The following is an 18,305-nucleotide window of genomic DNA, read 5'->3' as shown; positions in this document are numbered from 1 at the left end:
CTGATATATATGATGTTGTAGCTGCACGCTCATAACTCGCATATTTGAAAATGAAAAATATTTTCTTCAAAATAAGCGCATTATGAAAGCCGTTTTGTAAAGAAAATTCACAGTCGGAAACAGTCAAACCCTCTTGCAATGGAATGCCGAAACTAAATTCATACAATTTGTGGAATTTGCGGAAGAATGAGACTCACGCAGATTTAGCTGATTTCGCAAATAATCTAAACTCTTGGTTGTAGACTTAATCAGACATATATTCCCGGATTAGGCATAATAATGTATCGAAGATTTTCCGTTGAGAATTGTAAGGAAAAAGAGCATTGCCGTTAAATACTTTTAATATCGCAATAGAATTTCTTGAAAATCAATCTGTATGTGATTTATTATTACTAAATTTGCACGCAATAAATTTCTTAAAGTACTATGTCATCATTTGTTGCAGATAAAATCGTGATGGACGGATTGACCTACGACGACGTCCTTTTAATCCCTGCTTATTCCGAAGTGCTCCCAAAGGGAGTAGAGTTGCAAACCAAGTTCTCTCGTAACATTGAACTTAACATCCCATTCGTTACGGCGGCGATGGACACAGTTACGGAAAGTTCTATGGCGATAGCCATTGCCCGCGAAGGTGGTATCGGTGTGATTCACAAGAATATGAGCATTGAGGATCAGGCTCGTCAGGTGGCAATCGTGAAGCGTGCGGAAAACGGAATGATTTACGATCCGGTAACCATCCGTAAGGGACGCACGGTACAGGACGCATTGGCTATGATGGCCGAATATCATATCGGTGGTATTCCTGTTGTGGATGAGGACAATCATCTTGTAGGTATCGTTACCAATCGCGACCTGCGTTTCGAGCGTCGTCTGGACAAGACCATCGATGAGGTGATGACAGGTGAGAATCTCGTTACTACGCACGTTCAGACAGACCTGAGTGCGGCGGCGCAGATTCTTCAGGAAAACAAAATTGAGAAATTGCCGGTGGTAGACAATGACAATCATCTGATAGGCTTGATTACCTACAAGGATATAACAAAGGCCAAGGACAAGCCAATGGCCTGCAAGGACAGCAAGGGACGTCTGCGCGTGGCTGCCGGTGTCGGTGTTACTGCCGACACGATGGAGCGTGCACAGGCATTGGTAGAGGCCGGTGTGGACGCTATCGTAATTGATACGGCTCACGGACACTCACAGGGAGTTATCGGAAAGCTGCGCGATGTGAAGACGGCATTCCCGGGACTTGACGTTGTAGTGGGAAACATTGCGACGGGCGATGCTGCAAAGTTCCTTGTTGAGAATGGTGCCGACGCTGTTAAGGTGGGTATCGGTCCGGGGTCTATCTGTACCACTCGTGTCGTTGCCGGTGTCGGTGTTCCTCAGCTGAGCGCAATTTACGATGTTTACTCTGCATTGAAGGACACAGGCGTGCCGTTGATTGCCGATGGTGGTTTGCGCTATTCAGGCGATGTGGTAAAGGCATTGGCAGCCGGAGGCAGCAGCGTGATGATAGGTTCGTTGGTTGCCGGTACGGAGGAATCTCCCGGCGACACTATCATCTTCAACGGCCGTAAGTTCAAGAGTTACCGAGGTATGGGCTCTTTGGAGGCTATGGAGCAGAAGAATGGTTCGCGCGACCGTTACTTCCAAGGCGACGTAAACGACAACAAGAAGTTGGTTCCCGAAGGAATTGCCGGTCGTGTGCCTTACAAGGGAACGGTTCAGGAAGTAATCTACCAGTTGGTTGGTGGCTTGCGTTCGGGTATGGGCTACTGTGGTGCCGCATCTATCGAGAGACTGCACGGTGCAAAGTTCACACGTATAACCAACGCGGGTGTTATGGAAAGTCATCCACACGACATTTCAATTACCAGCGAAGCACCGAACTATTCCCGTCCGGAATAAGAAATAAGTCAAAAGGTCTCCGGCTCTGCCCGCTATACAGGGGAGAGTTGGGGGTTATCTATTAATAAAGAAATACAAAAAGCCTGTTTTTGAAACGAAAGCAGACCAAAGAAGAAACTTGAATATGAGAGCTAAAGCTATATTTACAGCTATCTTGCTAAGCAGCACTATGGCCTTTGCGCAAAACGACCCTACGGTTATGACCATCAATGGGAAACCTGTTACCCGTTCTGAATTTGAATATTCTTACAACAAGAATAATGCAGAGGGAGTAATCGACAAGAAAAGCGTTGATGAGTATGTTGATTTATTCGTGAACTATAAGTTGAAAGTTCAGGCTGCAATGGATGCAAGGCTTGACACCTTGACATCTTTCAAGCAGGAATTTCTTACTTATCGCGACCAGCAGATTCGTCCGGCAATGATTGACGACAGCGACGTTGAGGCTGAGGCACGGAAAATATACAAGGAAACAAAGCAGCGTATCGATGGAAGTGGCGGTTTGATGCGTTGCTCACACATTCTGTTGGCTCTGAATCAGAAAGCAAGTTCGGCAGAACAGGAAGCTGTAAAGAACCGTGCCGATTCGCTTTATAATGTAATAAAGAAAGGTGGAGACTTTGCTGAACTTGCAAGAAAGTTCTCCGGCGACCCGGGTTCAGCTAAAAATGGCGGCGAACTGCCTTTGATTTCAAAGGGACAGACGGTGCCCGAGTTTGAAAACACCTTGTTTGCAATGAAAGCAGGCGAAATCAGCCGTCCCGTACTCTCTCCTTTCGGCTATCATATCATAAAATTGACGGCTAAGGAAAGTTTGCAGCCATACGATTCTCTGAAAGCTGACATCCATCAGTTTATAGAAGTGCGCGGCATACGCGAGCAGATTATCGATCAGAAGTTGCAGGAACTGTCTGCCGCCTCTGAAGGTGGACTGACACCGGAGCAGTTGTTGGAACAGAAACTTGCAGAGTTGGAAGCAAAGGATCCAGACTTGAAGAACCTTGTCCGCGAATACCACGACGGACTGCTGCTCTTTGAGATAAGCAATCGTGCAGTTTGGGAAAAGGCATCAAAGGACGAAGCAGGTCTTCAGGCATATTTCAAGAAGAACAAGAAGAAGTATGCGTGGGCTGAACCTCGTTTCAAGGGCATTGCCTATCACGTGAAAGATCAGGCAGACGTAAAGGCTGTGAAAGACTGCGTGAAAGGAATTCCGTTTGCTGAATGGAGCGATAAGCTGCGCAAGACTTTCAATAACGACAGCATTATCAGAATCCGTGTTGAGAAAGGCATCTTCAAGGCAGGCGACAATGCGCTTGTAGACAAGGAAGTATTCAAGAAGAACGTTGAGCAGAAAACTTTGAAGGATTATCCTATCGATGCCGTTTTCGGTAAGTTTTTAAAGGCCCCGCAGGAAATGGACGATGTGCGTGGATTGGTTACATCCGACTATCAGGAAGCACTTGAGAAGGAATGGGTAGGCGAATTGCGCAAGAAATACAATGTAGTTGTGAACCGTGAAGTGCTTGCAACGGTAAACAAACACTAAAACGATATTTTATGAATATAAAGAAATATAGCGTTGCTCTTCTGCTTGCCGGTACAGCCATCACGATGACCGGTTTGCCGATGGGTATGATTTCAGGAACGTCTTCATTGGCTGCTGCCGATTCAGCAAAGAAAGCCGATATTAATCCATCAAGCATTGTTGATGAAGTGCTCTGGGTGGTTGGCGATGAGCCTATCTTGAAATCTGAAGTGGAGGTAATGAAACTTCAGGGTGAGGCAGAAGGCGTTCAGTGGAAAGGTAATCCTGAAACAACCATTCTGGAACAGATAGCCGTACAGAAACTTTTTCTGCATCAGGCTGCGCTCGACAGTATTGAAGTTACTGAAACAGAAGTGTCGCAAGGCGTGGAACAGCAGATCAACTATTGGATATCATTGCCTCAGATTGGAAGCAAGGAAAAGCTGGAGCAATATCAGCGTAAGAGTCTTGCACAGATTCGTCAGGACCTTCGCGATGATTTCAGGAATCGTCAGCTCGTTCAGAGGATGCAGGAATCATTGGTCAGCGACGTGAAAGTATCTCCGGCAGAAGTGCGCGAATATTTCAAGAAACTGCCCGTAGACAGTATTCCTATGATACCGACTACCGTTGAAGTGCAGATTATTACCCAGACACCACGAGTAGAACAGGAGGAGGTAAATAGAATCAAGACCCAGCTTCGCGAATATACAGACCGAGTTACGAAAGGGGAGACTTCTTTTGAGGCTCTGGCACGCTTTTATTCAGAGGACCCCGGTTCTGCCCGATTGGGAGGTGAACTCGGATATATGGGACGCGGTATGCTGGATCCGGCTTTTGCGGCCGCAGCTTTCAATCTTACCGATCCTAAACGTTTGTCGAAAGTGGTGGAAAGTGAGTTCGGCTATCATATTATCCAGTTGATAGACCGCCGTGGAGACAAAATAAACTGTCGGCATATTCTGCTGAAGCCGAAAGTTTCGGAAGAGTCTGTTGTAGCTGCCAAGGAGCGTCTGGACTCTATCGGAAACGACATCAAGGCAGGGAAGTTTACCTTTGATGAGGCAGCAGGCTATCTTTCAGACGACAAGGACACAAAGAACAATCACGGATTGATGGCAAACTCTTCTGCAAATTCCCGTACATCGAAGTTCAATATGAAAGATTTGCCGACAGAAATTGCAAGAGCAGTGGAGGGAATGCAGGTTGGTGATGTGTCGGAACCGTTCCAAATGGTGAATGCAAAGGGCAAGACGGTGTGTGCAATAGTGAAGCTCAAGAGCAGAGTGGATGAGCACCGTGCCACCATTACCGAAGACTTTCAGGAAATGAAGAATATAGTAACGGCACAGCGTCGTCAGGAAATTATTCACGACTGGGTGGTAAAGAAGGTAAAGGAAACCTATGTGAGAATGAATCCCCGTTACAGGAATGGAGATTTTGAATACGAAGGTTGGGTAAGATGATATTGAAGAAGACATTAAAATCAAATACTTGCGGGCATAGAATCTTTACATTGATGATTCTATGCCTGTTTGGGCTAAGTGTGGCTCTGCCTGTTTCGGCCCAGAAGACGGATGATAAGAAGGCTGAAAAGAAAGGAGAGAAAATCTATGTAGACCACGCCGATGTGTTGCGTCATAATCAATTTGAGATGCCCGACATACAGGTGGCAAAGGGTAACGTGAAGTTCCGTTACAAGGATATGACGCTGCTCTGCGATAGTGCGTATCTCAACGACAAGCAAAGTTCTTTCAAGGCGTTCGGACACGTGAAAATCAATCGTAAGGACGGCACGCGTCTGACCTGTTCGCGTATTCATTATGACGGTATGTCTCAGATGGTGTACGCAAGAGAGAATGTAAACGTCAAGCAACCGGGAAAATCGCTTCGTTGTGATAGCTTGGATTACAGTATGACCTCGAAAATGGCAAGTTTTTTCGGTGGAAGAGGCACGTTGATTTACGATGGCAATACGATCGTTGCCGACCGGGGAGATTACAATACGGAGACAAAGGAGTCTAACTTCTATGGCGATGTATTTATCCGTACACCCAAGTACCGTATCAATACGCCGACAGCGCACGGCAATACCGATACCGGAATTTTCCACGTATTGGGAAAATCCACTATCAGGACTGCCAAGGGGGAAGTGGTTCATACGAACGACGGCATATACAACAGCAAGACCGATTATATGGAATTGCGGGGACGCTCCACGATTACTTCTCCCGAAAGAGATGTCGAAGGCGATAACATTACCTACAATAGTGCTACCGGAAACGCCGAAGGATATGGAAAGGTAAAGATTGTAGACCATAAGGAAAAGCGAACGATTACGGGAGAGAGCGTTGTCTACAATTCTCAGACCGGTCATAGCGAAGGGCACGGCAAAGTGAAAATCGTTGACGACTTGAAGCAGCGTGTCATCACGGGTGAAAACCTGACTTACAACAGTAAGACACACGTGGGAGAAGGACAAGGCGACGTGCATTACATTGATTATAAGAACAAACACTCTTTCCAGGGGGAGTATATCCATTATACAGATTCAGCAGCAAAGGCTTTTGGAGGTAATCCCGGCCCGGTTGTAAAGGAGTTTTCAGAGAAAGACACTTTGTTTCTGCACGCTGACACGTTGAGTATGAAGGCTTTCAATCTTAATACGCCAAACGTATATCGGAAGATATTTGGCATCAACAATGTGCGGGCTTACCGCACAGACGTACAGGCAGTATGTGGCTTTATGGTTGCAAACACGAAGGATTCTTGCCTGACAATGTATGAGAAGCCCGTGGTATGGAATGGCAATCGGCAGTTGATAGGCGATTCCATCAAGGTTTATATGAATGATTCCACCATTCGCGAAGCGTATGTTTTCGGCAATGCGTCGTCGATAGAGGAAGTAGACAATGAACAGCATTACAATCAAATCTATTCAAAACGGATGAATGCGTTTTTCATAGAAGGAAAAATGCGCAAGGCCGAAGCGATTGATGATGTTTATATTGTGTATTATCCGATTGACGAAAAGGACAGTACGATAACGAGTTTGAACTATACGGAGACTGATACGATGCGCATATATATGTCGCCTGAAAGAAAACTGGAAAAGATATGGATGCCAAAAGTGAACGGAACAATGTATCCAATGACGCAGGTGCCGGCCGACAAGCTGAAACTTTCGGGATTCAAATGGTTTGCCGACATTCGTCCAAAGGACAAGAACGACATATTCAGGCGTGTAGGTCGTAAGGACGAAAACGAACCCGAGCCAATTACTGCGCCAAAACCTCCTTTGCAGGGTGGAAACATACGATAATATACGGAAGATGAACTTTTTCTGGCAACTGAAACCGAGACGATTTCATCACGAATATATGTTTGTGGATGAACGGAAAGAACGTCTCGGGAAAATGAAAGAAAGAATAGAAAAGGAAATAAAACAGGGAAACGTAAAGGAAACTCCAAATGCTGATGATTATCAGCCAAGCATTCGCTTCGAGAGGAAGAGAAGAAACCAACTGGGGAATACTCCCCTATATATAATAGGTGTAGGAATCCTTTTTCTTTTGAGCGTGATTTTCCTTTTCCTTGAACTAATGTAATATGCGATGAGTGATATAATTCAACTTTTACCCGATAGCGTTGCCAACCAGATAGCAGCAGGCGAAGTGATTCAGCGTCCAGCCTCTGTTGTAAAGGAACTGGTGGAGAATGCCGTGGATGCCGGTGCCAAGACTATCAATGTATTAGTAGTTGATGCAGGCAGAACTTCCATTCAAGTGATTGACGACGGTAAGGGTATGTCGGAGACCGATGCCCGACTGTCGTTTGAACGCCACGCTACTTCCAAGATACGAAAAGCCGATGATTTGTTTGCACTGCATACGATGGGCTTCCGTGGCGAAGCTCTGGCATCTATTGCTGCCGTGGCTCAAATAGAATTGAGGACGCGTCAGGAAGGCGAGGAGATAGGCAGTCTGCTGACAATTTCAGGAAGCAGATTTGTTTCACAGGAAGCGTGTTCTTGTCCGATTGGAAGCAATTTCAAGATAGAGAATCTCTTCTTCAATGTGCCTGCACGCAGAAAATTTCTGAAATCGAATACAACGGAACTGAATAATATCATCACTGCATTCGAGCGAATAGTATTGGTTTATCCCGATATTTCGTTCACGCTGCACAGCAATGGTGTTGAACTGTTCAACCTGCGTGCTTGTGGCTTGCGCCAAAGAGTAGTTGAAGTTTTTGGCAAAAGACTGAATCAGGATTTGCTGACCGTTGAGGTAAACACCACGCTCTGCAAGATATATGGCTATGTTGGAAAGCCCGAAGCAGCGAAGAAAAAGAGTCCTTTGCAGTATTTTTTCGTGAACGGACGCTTTATGAAACATCCTTATTTCAACAAGGCGGTAATGAATGCTTTCGACCGTTTGCTGCCTGTTGGCGAACAGGTGCCTTATTTTCTCTATTTTGAAGTTCCGGCTGAAAATATAGATGTGAATATCCATCCTACGAAAACCGAGATTAAATTCGAGAACGAGCAGGCTGTCTGGCAGATTCTGATGGCTGGCGTGAAAGAGTCTATTGGGAAATTCAACGATATTCCGTCGATAGACTTCGATACAGAAGGTCGGCCTGACATTCCCGTGTTCAGTCCGAATGCAATCTCTTCCTCCCCAAAGGTAAATTATAATCCACAGTATAATCCTTTTAAGGAAACAAAACACCGGGAAAATTCTTTGTCTAACGAATGGGAGCATTTGTATGCAGGTCTGACAGACTCGCAAGATACCGAATCCTTTATTGATGCTGCGCCGAAAGAAGAGGCGATTATCTTTGAATCTTCAGAATCGGCCAAGCATTCCAACTCCGTCATCGAAGAGAAATCCCCTGCACACTACCAATATAAGGGATGTTATATAATGACTGCCGTGAAATCGGGCTTGATGATCATCGATCAGCATCGGGCGCATATCAGGATTTTATACGAAGAATATATCCGTATGATGGTAGACAAGAAGGCGCATACGCAAAAGATGCTCTTCCCCGAAATGATACAGTTTCCCGTTGCAGACGAATTGACGATTCAAAGGATTTTGCCGGAAATGCAGAAGATGGGATTTGAAATGGAAAACCTTGGTGGTGGGAGCTATTCCATCAATGGTGTTCCTTCGGGAATCGAAGGATTGAATGTCGTGTCGTTGATCAACGAGATGGTCGCATCCGTGAAAGAAGGCGATTTGCATATAAGTGAAGAGTTGGACAAGTCTTTGGCACTGAGCCTTGCTCGCAATGCTGCGATTCCACAAGGTCAGGTATTGAACAACGAAGAAATGGAAGCTGTGGTAAATGGTCTGTTCAGTTGTGATAATGTCAATTATACGCCGGATGGTAAGCCGATAATTGCAATTATGGAACAGAATAAAATAGAGGGTTTATTTTCCTGATTTTTGATAGATTGATTGTAGATTTGGCACATTGTACATTGATCAATCTACCTGATTCGAGGCTGTTGTTACGAGCAGGAAAAACCACGATTTACAAGTAACCGAAAAATGGCGAACATTCTTCGTAAAAATGCGTTGCAAACGTGCGAAGAATGGAATGCAATCTTCGCACGTTTGAAAATGGGCGTTTTATACATTGAATTTCAGCTACTTACCGAATCTCTCCAGATTAGGACTTGCATATTGGGTAATTGCTGCCTGCGAAGCACGGCTGCATATACGATTTTTGTTGTCAGTATTTCGTAAAATTAATCCAAACAATGAGCTTTGAAGTTAATTTATATCATTTTTCTCCTTTTTTAAGGTAGAAAATCACTTTTTTTAAAATAAAATAGATGCGATTAAAAAATAATTATTAACTTTGTGCACAAATTCAAAAAAGTAAACTTACTAATTACTAGTAGAAATTTGATTGTTTAATAAATAAAAGTTATGAAAAAATTATTAATGGTATTGGCAATAGCTGGCGTTTCTGTATCTGGCTTTGCTCAGGATTATGTACCTGTAAAGAAGCACAGTGTAGCTACTAATTCATTCTGGAGCAACTGGTTTGTACAGGTAGGTGCAGAATGGAATGCTTGGTATTCTGGTCAGGAACACGGACGTGATGCAAAGAACAGTCCATTTAAGAGTTTCCGCGGCAATCCAGGTGTGGGTCTTGCAGTAGGTAAGTGGTTTACTCCAGGCCTCGGTCTTCGTACTAAGATTCAGGGTATTTGGGGCAAGCGAGTTGGTGCTACTGATACTAATGCGTCAAAACTTGACAATGGCAACAAGTATTGGATCCTCCAGGAACACATTATGTTCAACGTTAGCAATTTGATCTTTGGTTACAACAAGAATCGTGTTTGGAACGTTATTCCGTTCGTCGGTGGTGGTGTTGGCCGTTCTATGAGCCATAACTTCTATGGTATGGGGCTTAGTGCCGGTGTTCAGTCATCTTGGCGTTTGAGCGATGTTGTTCGCGTTTATGCAGAAGCTGGTTACAACCGTTACGAAGGTGATGTCGATGGTTACGATCAGGGGTACGGAGACCGTGGTTGGGTTTCTCACGATAACAACTTGTACGTAGAACTCGGTCTTAACTTCAACTTGGGTAAGAACGATTGGGATCCAGTTCCTGATGTAGATGCCATCAATGCACAGCATCAGTCTGCTCTCGATGCTTTGAATGCTCGTCTTCGTGACGCTGAAGCTGAAAATGCTCGTCTTCGCAATGAACTTGCAAACCAAAAGCCAGTTGAAACAGTTTCAGAGTCTGTTAAGCAGTTGATTGCAACTCCTGTTTCTGTATTCTTCAATCTCAATAAGACAAACATTGCATCTCAGAAAGATCTCGTAAATGTACAGGCACTTGCAAAGTATGCTGTTGAAAATAACAACAACCTTCTCGTTACTGGTTATGCTGATGCATCAACAGGTTCTGCTGACCACAACCAGTGGTTGTCTGAAGAGCGTGCTAAGACTGTTGCAGGCGAACTCGTTAAGATGGGTGTATCTGACAGCAAGATTACAACTGTTGGTAAGGGTGGTGTAACAATTTTGTCCCCAATCTCTTTCGACCGTCGCGCTACTGTTCAGATTACAGAATAATCCTAATAATAAGGAATAATACAAAGTGCTTGCCCCAAGGCAAGCACTTTTTTGTGTAAAAAAATGATATAAAATTTGGTAGTTAGATAATTTATATTTACCTTTGCAATCGCTTACGAAAAGTAAGGGCGTTTAGCTCAGCTGGTTTAGAGCATCTGCCTTACAAGCAGAGGGTCGGCGGTTCGAATCCGTCAACGCCCACTAAGGGGTGTTTCCCTGTAGCCTTTAGGGGTTGCAGGGATATTTTAAGAGGGCGTTTAGCTCAGCTGGTTTAGAGCATCTGCCTTACAAGCAGAGGGTCGGCGGTTCGAATCCGTCAACGCCCACGCACAACGTGGAAGAGTTACCTTGCAACGATGGTTGTGAGGTTTTTTAGTTTTATATACGTTTCCGTGCGTTGAATTTACAAAATATTATCTGTTTTGTTTGCGACGTTATGGATTTTAATGCTTAAATTTGCAGTTGAATAATATATATTATAGTTTATGGTTCTCGATGTACTGACAGCCGTGTCGCCAGTTGATGGCCGCTACAGAGGCAAAGCCGATAGTCTGGCTCGCTATTTTTCCGAATTTGCACTGATTAAATACCGTTTACGTGTAGAGATAGAATATTTTATCTCCTTATGCGAATTACCCTTGCCGCAATTAGCAAGTTTCGATAAAAGTCTTTTTGAGCAGTTGCGTGGTATTTATCGCAATATGACTGAGGTTGAAGCCCAACGAGTGAAAGACATTGAAAAGATTACCAATCACGATGTGAAGGCCATTGAATATTTTATCAAAGAGGAATTTGATAAAATTGATGGTTTGGATGCTTATAAAGAGTTTATTCATTTCGGACTTACTTCACAGGATATCAACAATACAAGTGTTCCTTTATCAATCTTGGAAGCATTAAACGAGGTTTATTTTCCACAGGTTGAAGAGCTGATTGCGCAGTTGCAGGAATATGCAAATGAGTGGAAAGAAGTGCCAATGTTGGCTAAAACCCACGGTCAGCCAGCTTCGCCGACACGTTTGGGCAAGGAAATTGAAGTATTCGTATATCGTTTGCAAGAACAGTTGGATACGTTGAGGGCTTGCAAGGTTACGGCAAAGTTTGGTGGTGCAACGGGTAATTTCAATGCCCATCACGTGGCTTATCCTGAATATGATTGGAAGGCATTTGGCAATAAATTCGTGAGTGAAAAGCTTGGGCTGCAGCGTGAGCAGTGGACCACGCAGATAAGCAACTACGATCATCTTGGTTCCATCTTTGATGCGATTCGCCGAATCAATACTATCATTATCGACCTTGACCGCGATTTCTGGATGTATATCTCAATGGAATATTTCAAGCAGAAGATCAAGAAGGGCGAAGTAGGCTCAAGCGCAATGCCGCACAAGGTGAATCCGATTGATTTTGAGAATAGCGAAGGAAATCTTGGCATTGCAAATGCAATACTTCAGTTCCTTGCACAGAAGTTACCGGTTAGCAGATTGCAGCGAGACCTGACGGACTCAACCGTCCTGCGCAATGTAGGAGTGCCTTTCGGACACGGAATCATCGCCATTCAAAGCACATTGAAAGGCTTGCGCAAGCTGATTCTCAATCAGGAAAAATTAAATGAAGACTTGGAGAATACTTGGGCAGTAGTGGCAGAAGCTATTCAAACCATCCTTCGTCGTGAGGCATATCCTAATCCATACGAAGCCTTGAAAGCCCTGACGCGCACGAATGAAAAGATGACGGCTGAGAGCATTCACGCTTTTATACAGACACTTCAGGTGAGCGATGCCGTTAAGGATGAACTGATGGCAATCACTCCACAAAACTATACAGGGCTTTAATCGAGGTCAAGACTTAAAGTCAAAGAGGGAAAATCTGATTTAAATAGATTATATTATAATATAAGAGTAAAATAAAAAACGCTATTATTAGGCCGTGAGGCTAATGATTAAATTAAAAGAATTACAACTATGGCAGAAGATTTAGAAAACAAAGAAGGTCAGTCTGACCAAAACGAGATTAACCGTGAAGGCTACTCGCCTGTTGGACAGAGCGATTATCAGAGAGATTATCGTAGTACAGGACGCACACAACGTCCTCGTATTCAGTCGCAGCGTGCTTATGGCAGCGACAGTGGCAGCGAAGGTGGATTCCGTCCGGAAGGATTCGGGGCAGGTCTTCAAGGCAATGGCAATGGAGAGCGTTCACAAGGTGGTTATCGCCCACGCACAAACAGCTATGGAAACAATGGTTATCAACCTCGTCAGGGTGGTTACAACAATCGTCAGGGCGGCTATCAGGCACGTCCACAGCAGGGCTATCGTCCACGCTACAACAATAATGATGGCGAAGAGGGAGGCTACCAGTCTCGTCAGGGTGGTTACAACAACCGTCAGGGCGGCTATCAGGCACGTCCACAGCAGGGCTATCGTCCACGCTACAACAATAATGATAGCGAAGAAGGAGGTTACCAGAACCGTAATAAGGAAACTGGTTACCAGTCTCGTCCACAGCAAGGCTATCGCCCTCGCTACAACAATGATGGCGAAGGGGGGGGGTACCAGTCTAATGGCTATCAGAACCGTGGTGGTTACAACAACAACCGACAGAATGGAGGCTATCAGAGCCGTGGTGGCTACAACAACAATCGTCAAGGTGGTGGTTATCAGAGTCGCGGCGGCTATAATAATAATCGTGGTGGTGGCTACAACAATCGTGGTGGATATAATAACAACCGTGGTGGTTACGGACAACAGGGTGGTTATCGTCAGCACAGTGCCGACTATGATCCCAATGCAAAGTATTCTCTGAAGAAGCGGATAGAATACAAGGAAGAGAACATTGACCCGAATGAACCACTTCGTCTCAATAAATATTTATCTAATGCAGGTGTATGCTCACGCCGCGAGGCTGATGAATTTATCCAGTCTGGAGTTGTAACCGTAAATGGTGAAGTTGTAACAGAACTCGGAACAAAGGTGTTGCGTGGCGATGAGGTTAAGTTCAAGGACGAAATCGTATCTTTGGAAAAGAAGGTTTATGTGCTCTTGAACAAGCCGAAAGACTATGTAACAACGAGCGATGATCCTCAGCAGCGCAAGACCGTTATGGATCTCGTGAAGAATGCTTGTCCGGAGCGTATTTATCCGGTGGGGCGTCTCGACCGTAACACTACTGGTGTACTTCTTCTTACAAATGATGGCGACCTTGCCAGCAAACTCACTCATCCTAAGTTCCTGAAGAAGAAAGTTTACCACGTATTCCTCGATAAGCCGGTTACACCACAAACTCTTCAGCAAATTTCTGATGGTATCGAACTGGAAGATGGCGAAATCAAGGCTGATGCAATCGAATATGCAGACGAGCGCGACCAAACACAGGTGGGCATTGAAATCCACAGTGGTAAGAACCGTATCGTTCGCCGTATTTTCGAGAGCCTCGGTTATCGTGTCGTGAAACTCGACCGTGTTCAGTTTGCAGGACTTACAAAGAAGAATCTCCGTCGCGGCGATTGGCGTTTCCTTACCGAACAGGAAGTTGATATGCTGCGTATGGGTGCATTTGAATAAGTATTTATCACTAAAAAATCCTTTTGGATAAAGGATGATGTGTTGAAGACAAATATATAATAATGATGCCAAACGGGCATTCTTCTTTCGGAGAATGCTCGGCAAGGCTAAACATTTTACGAATGAAAAGAACAAAAGTCGTCGATGCATTGAGTTGCACCGACTTTGGAAAAGATATCAACGTTCGCGGTTGGGTTCGCTCCCATCGCAGCAGTAAGGCTGTCGATTTCATTGCTTTGAACGACGGTTCTACTATCAAAAACATTCAGGTTGTTGTAGACCCATCTTCAATGGATGCAGAAGAGCTGAAGAGCATCACTACCGGTGCCTGCATCAGCGTAACCGGTATTCTCGTTGAAAGTCAGGGCAAGGGACAAACCTCCGAAATTCAGTGCAAGGAAATAGAAATCTATGGCCTGTGTCCAAGCGATTATCCTATGCAGAAGAAGGGACAGAGCTTCGAATATATGCGCAAATACGGTCATATGCGTTTGCGTACCAATACTTTCGGTGCTGTATTCCGTATTCGCCACAATATGGCAATGGCTATCCATCAGTATTTCCACGAGCACGGATTCTACTATTTCCATACTCCGCTGATTACAGGAAGCGATGCCGAAGGTGCAGGAAATATGTTCCAAGTGACAACGCTCGACCTCGACCGTGTTGCGCAATCTAAGGAAACTGATTACAGTGCAGACTTCTTCGGAAAGAAGACACATCTTACAGTATCCGGCCAGTTGGAAGGCGAATTGGGTGCAACGGCACTCGGTGCCATTTATACTTTCGGTCCAACTTTCCGTGCCGAGAATTCAAACACTCCTCGCCATTTGGCTGAGTTCTGGATGGTCGAGCCTGAAGTAGCGTTTATCGACCAACAGGAACTGATGGATCTTGAAGAAGATTTCATCAAGTATTGTGTTCGTTGGGCACTCGAAAAGTGTAAGGACGACCTTGAATTCCTCAATCAGATGATTGACAAGGAACTCATCGCCCGTCTGGAGGGCGTATTGAAGGAAACATTCGTTCGCCTGACCTACACCGAAGGCTTTGAAATCCTCAAGAAAGCACAGGCGGACGGCTACAAGTTTGAATTCCCTGTTGCTGAATGGGGAATGGATCTCAGCAGCGAGCACGAGCGTTATCTTGTAGAAGAACACTTCAAACGTCCGGTTATTATGACCGACTATCCAAGCGAAATCAAGTCGTTCTATATGAAGAAGAATGCCGATGGCAAGACAATGCAGGGGACAGACGTTCTCTTCCCGCGTATTGGTGAAATCATCGGCGGTTCTGTTCGTGAAGAGAGTTACGAGAAACTGTTGGGTGAAATCAAGGCACGTGGAATGAAGGAAGAAGTTTACGACTGGTATCTCGATACCCGCAAGTACGGAACTTGCCCTCACGGTGGTTTCGGTCTTGGTTTCGAGCGTCTCATCCTTTTCGTAACAGGTATGCAGAACATTCGCGACGTGATTCCATTCGCACGTACACCAAAGAATGCCGAATTCTAAACGAATATTTTAATACATAAAGAAATGCTGTCATCGTAAGAAGACAGCATTTTTTATTTCTATATGCTTTCCTTTGTCATAGCTGTTAGACTACTTTAAAGCACAGGGTTAAATACATTTGCTGTAATGGTGCTGCTTTTTTACTTGTAAGATGCGCTATTGGAATCTAAATCTAGCCTAAGTCTAAAAAGCAGAATAATAATAAATGGCTAAAAGCTAAAAATCAAGATGTAACCAATTTATTTTTAATTTATGAAGTGCGCCTAACAGGACTCGAACCTGCACGTCGTGAGACACTAGATCCTAAGTCTAGCGCGTCTACCAATTCCGCCACAGGCGCATTTCGGATGCAAAGTTACATCAATTTTTGCCAAAATCCAAATTATTTGAGACTTTTCGTAGATAGTGGATTGGGGAGTAAGAGTTGTGTAGAGTCAACCAGCAAGTGCAAAATTACAACACATGTTTGAAGAACTCGCACTTTGGTGTGGAAAAGTTTAATTTTTCCCTTGGTCTTTCATTCAATATCTTCTGTATGGCCATAATCCTCTTGTCCGTATAGTTCTCAAAGGAATCCTTTTTAGGGATATATTGCCTGATTAACTTGTTTGTATTCTCAATGGCTCCCTTTTGCCATGAACAATATGGATCTGCAAAGTACACAGGCACGCCCAACCATTTCGTGATATCCTTATGTGCGGCAAACTCAGGTCCGTTGTCAGTGGTAATGGTCTTCAGTCTGTCCTTGTATGGCAGCAGCAGTCTCCTGACTGCTTTTGCCAGAGGCTTCGACTGCTTCCCAAATGGCAGTTTCTGCATAAGCAACATATTGGTGGGTTTCTCCACCAGTGTGAGTATGGCGCGCTGGGCAGGGTCGACGATCAGGTCCATCTCAAAGTCTCCAAATCTCTTCCCGTCCACTTCCTTGTTTCTCTCATGGATGCTCACCCTGTCCTTGACAGGAAGATGCCCCCCTTTGGGTGATGCCTGTATTTCATCTTGTGTCTTGTGTGCCCGGCAAGTTTCCCTGTCGGGTCATCGTGGATGATGTTGTAGATGGACTGATGGGACACCCTTATCCCATCATTCACACGCAGATACCCCGATATTTGTCTTGGAGACCATTGGTCATTAACGATATATTCCTTGATTCTCCAGACCAATTCGTCGGAGAGCCTGGAGTTGCTCACCGTTCGCCTCCTGCGCTCCATGGCCATGTCGTGCGCCTTCGTCCAGATATACTTTCCCGAGGGCGTGCTGTTGCGTTTGATTTCACGTGAGAGTGTTGCCTGACTGATGCCGACGATGGCGGCAATTTCTTTTCTTGCGATTTTCTTTTGAAGTAAGGCGAAAATTTGCGACCTTTGCTCCGAGATTAATTGATGATACATTTACAATACAAAGTTAGTTAATCCTGGGGAGACTTCGGTCTCCCTTTTTTAATTTGTATTGTCGGTTGTTGCTTTTTCCTCGCCGAGAGATGCAGACGTTCTCGAAGCGTAGCGAGAGGTTGTCTGCATCTCTCGGCGAGGGCTACTCTTTTTTGCACTTCGATTTGGAATCTTCAGTTGCTTATGGATGCTTTTTCTGCTTCTACCACTCGTTCAGTATGGTTAAGACACTTGACATCAACTTGTATTTTCCTTTTCTGTCAGCTTCTTCGATTACCTGTAAATTGTTTCCAACTTGTTTTTGATTTCCTCAAAGAGGACATTGGCTATTTCATTTATAACTTCTGCAATATTATAATGCAAGGTTTACTGCTCCTTGCATCTGCTTTTGTATTCCTTATATTCTGTTGCGAGGCAAAAAATCAATGAATTTGTCTAAAGTCCGATAATATTAGGATATTAAAACAGGTCATATTTAATATTTTTTGTAAATTTGCAGCAAAATAAAAAATATAGCGGATGAAAAAATAAAGAAATAAGAGACATTAGATAAAAAGCGTTAGCTCGAATTCTTGCTTCTGAAAATCGCCAAAATTATCAAAGCACCAAGAGTAAAAGTTAATGCTCATGCCAATCGGCGTGGGCTTTTACTCGTTTATGGTGCTATGGTGTTTGGCGATACCTCAGAAGCGTAGGCGAAGTTATTAGTCCACGTTTTTTATTGTCTTACCCACCTATATCCTGGACTTTTAGTGTTATAATCTATTAATTAATTTATATGAAGAAATTAACTTGTTTGTGTATAGCCTGCTTATTTGGAATGGCAGCATATAGTCAGATAGAAGTTTCTCGGTTCAAATTATATAAAAATGAACCATTTGGAATGAATCGGGGAAATAAAGGAATTGAATTGAAATTTACCAATACATCTGGTAAGAGTTTAAAATATATCAATATTCATTATTACGTTGTTAATAAAGTTGGCGATGTTATTTCCGGTAATGATTATGGAATACAAGAGGATGGTAAGGAATACATAAAAGCTAATATTTTATCTTGCACAGGGCCTTTTGAAGAAGGAAAAAGTTATAAAAGAGTTTCAAGCAGTATTTTAAACACATTGCAGAAGGGCATTATAGTTTTTCCATATCAGATAGAGTATATTTTTATGGGGTCAAATGAATCCCATTATATTGAGATTACCAAGGAGAACCTACGCAATTTCTTCCCAAAAATGGAATGGACAGAATACAATAGATATAATAAAGCGTTATAGCCAATTCTCAATTACTTTA

The 18,305-nt window shown here is 43.9% G+C and carries 11 protein-coding genes, 3 tRNA genes and 1 pseudogene; 13 read left to right on the top strand and 2 right to left on the bottom strand.

Annotated elements, in window-relative coordinates; all coding sequences use genetic code 11:
* Positions 1-426 precede the first annotated feature (426 nt).
* The 12 genes from guaB (at position 427) to asnS (ending at position 15,619) form a co-directional block, all read left to right on the top strand.
* Positions 427-1,911 (top strand): IMP dehydrogenase, encoded by a 1,485-nt coding sequence (gene guaB / locus P150_RS0105830; RefSeq protein WP_028896866.1) that lies wholly within the window; start codon positions 427-429, stop codon positions 1,909-1,911.
* A gap of 124 nt (positions 1,912-2,035) precedes the next feature.
* The gene (locus P150_RS0105825; protein ID WP_036932086.1) at positions 2,036-3,460 is read left to right on the top strand and encodes a peptidylprolyl isomerase; all 1,425 of its coding nucleotides are present in this window, start codon (positions 2,036-2,038) and stop codon (positions 3,458-3,460) included.
* An 11-nt stretch (positions 3,461-3,471) separates the two neighbouring features.
* A complete protein-coding gene (locus P150_RS0105820) occupies positions 3,472-4,905 on the top strand; it encodes a peptidylprolyl isomerase (protein ID WP_028896864.1) in 1,434 nt (477 codons plus the stop codon).
* Positions 4,902-6,761 (top strand): OstA-like protein, encoded by a 1,860-nt coding sequence (locus P150_RS16075; protein ID WP_051617571.1) that lies wholly within the window; start codon positions 4,902-4,904, stop codon positions 6,759-6,761. Before P150_RS0105820 ends, P150_RS16075 begins: the two co-directional genes overlap by 4 nt.
* Positions 6,762-6,855: 94 nt before the next feature.
* Positions 6,856-7,047 carry a hypothetical protein gene (locus tag P150_RS0105810; protein WP_155952950.1) on the top strand — a complete coding sequence of 64 codons (192 nt, stop codon included), beginning with the start codon at positions 6,856-6,858 and terminating at the stop codon, positions 7,045-7,047.
* A gap of 6 nt (positions 7,048-7,053) precedes the next feature.
* Entirely contained in the window at positions 7,054-8,892 is a 1,839-nt protein-coding gene (gene mutL / locus P150_RS0105805) for a DNA mismatch repair endonuclease MutL (RefSeq protein ID WP_028896862.1), read from the top strand.
* Between the two features lie 492 nt (positions 8,893-9,384).
* On the top strand, positions 9,385-10,545 hold the full coding sequence (locus P150_RS0105800) for an OmpA family protein (protein ID WP_028896861.1): 1,161 nt from the start codon (positions 9,385-9,387) through the stop codon (positions 10,543-10,545).
* A gap of 126 nt (positions 10,546-10,671) precedes the next feature.
* Positions 10,672-10,746 (top strand) — tRNA-Val (locus P150_RS0105795).
* Positions 10,747-10,796: 50 nt separating this feature from the next.
* Positions 10,797-10,871, top strand: a tRNA-Val gene (locus tag P150_RS0105790).
* A gap of 159 nt (positions 10,872-11,030) precedes the next feature.
* Entirely contained in the window at positions 11,031-12,377 is a 1,347-nt protein-coding gene (gene purB, locus P150_RS0105785) for an adenylosuccinate lyase (protein ID WP_028896860.1), read from the top strand.
* A 129-nt stretch (positions 12,378-12,506) separates the two neighbouring features.
* A complete protein-coding gene (locus tag P150_RS0105780) occupies positions 12,507-14,105 on the top strand; it encodes a pseudouridine synthase (protein ID WP_028896859.1) in 1,599 nt (532 codons plus the stop codon).
* Between the two features lie 122 nt (positions 14,106-14,227).
* On the top strand, positions 14,228-15,619 hold the full coding sequence (gene asnS / locus P150_RS0105775; RefSeq protein WP_028896858.1) for an asparagine--tRNA ligase: 1,392 nt from the start codon (positions 14,228-14,230) through the stop codon (positions 15,617-15,619).
* A gap of 258 nt (positions 15,620-15,877) precedes the next feature.
* Here the strand turns inward: asnS and P150_RS0105770 are convergent.
* A tRNA-Leu gene (locus tag P150_RS0105770) sits at positions 15,878-15,959 on the bottom strand.
* A gap of 113 nt (positions 15,960-16,072) precedes the next feature.
* Positions 16,073-17,010, bottom strand: a pseudogene (locus P150_RS16070) (IS30 family transposase).
* Between the two features lie 778 nt (positions 17,011-17,788).
* On the opposite strand from P150_RS16070, the gene P150_RS0105760 reads away from it, so the two are divergent.
* The gene (locus P150_RS0105760; protein WP_155952949.1) at positions 17,789-18,286 is read left to right on the top strand and encodes a hypothetical protein; all 498 of its coding nucleotides are present in this window, start codon (positions 17,789-17,791) and stop codon (positions 18,284-18,286) included.
* Positions 18,287-18,305: the final 19 nt, after the last annotated feature.

This window comes from Prevotella sp. HUN102, from assembly GCF_000688375.1.
Taxonomy (GTDB): Bacteria; Bacteroidota; Bacteroidia; order Bacteroidales; family Bacteroidaceae; genus Prevotella.
The sequence above is the reverse complement of the archived record's forward strand: the minus strand, read 5'-3'. Positions and strand labels throughout refer to the sequence as shown.

Coding starts and splice junctions, on each gene's coding strand:
- P150_RS16075 (WP_051617571.1), top strand. CDS start 4,902: ATGATATTGAAGAAGACATTAAAATCAAATACTTGCGGGCATAGAATC.
- P150_RS0105760 (WP_155952949.1), top strand. CDS start 17,789: ATGAAGAAATTAACTTGTTTGTGTATAGCCTGCTTATTTGGAATGGCA.
- asnS (WP_028896858.1), top strand. CDS start 14,228: ATGAAAAGAACAAAAGTCGTCGATGCATTGAGTTGCACCGACTTTGGA.
- P150_RS0105810 (WP_155952950.1), top strand. CDS start 6,856: ATGAAAGAAAGAATAGAAAAGGAAATAAAACAGGGAAACGTAAAGGAA.
- purB (WP_028896860.1), top strand. CDS start 11,031: ATGGTTCTCGATGTACTGACAGCCGTGTCGCCAGTTGATGGCCGCTAC.
- mutL (WP_028896862.1), top strand. CDS start 7,054: ATGAGTGATATAATTCAACTTTTACCCGATAGCGTTGCCAACCAGATA.
- P150_RS0105820 (WP_028896864.1), top strand. CDS start 3,472: ATGAATATAAAGAAATATAGCGTTGCTCTTCTGCTTGCCGGTACAGCC.
- guaB (WP_028896866.1), top strand. CDS start 427: ATGTCATCATTTGTTGCAGATAAAATCGTGATGGACGGATTGACCTAC.
- P150_RS0105825 (WP_036932086.1), top strand. CDS start 2,036: ATGAGAGCTAAAGCTATATTTACAGCTATCTTGCTAAGCAGCACTATG.
- P150_RS0105780 (WP_028896859.1), top strand. CDS start 12,507: ATGGCAGAAGATTTAGAAAACAAAGAAGGTCAGTCTGACCAAAACGAG.
- P150_RS0105800 (WP_028896861.1), top strand. CDS start 9,385: ATGAAAAAATTATTAATGGTATTGGCAATAGCTGGCGTTTCTGTATCT.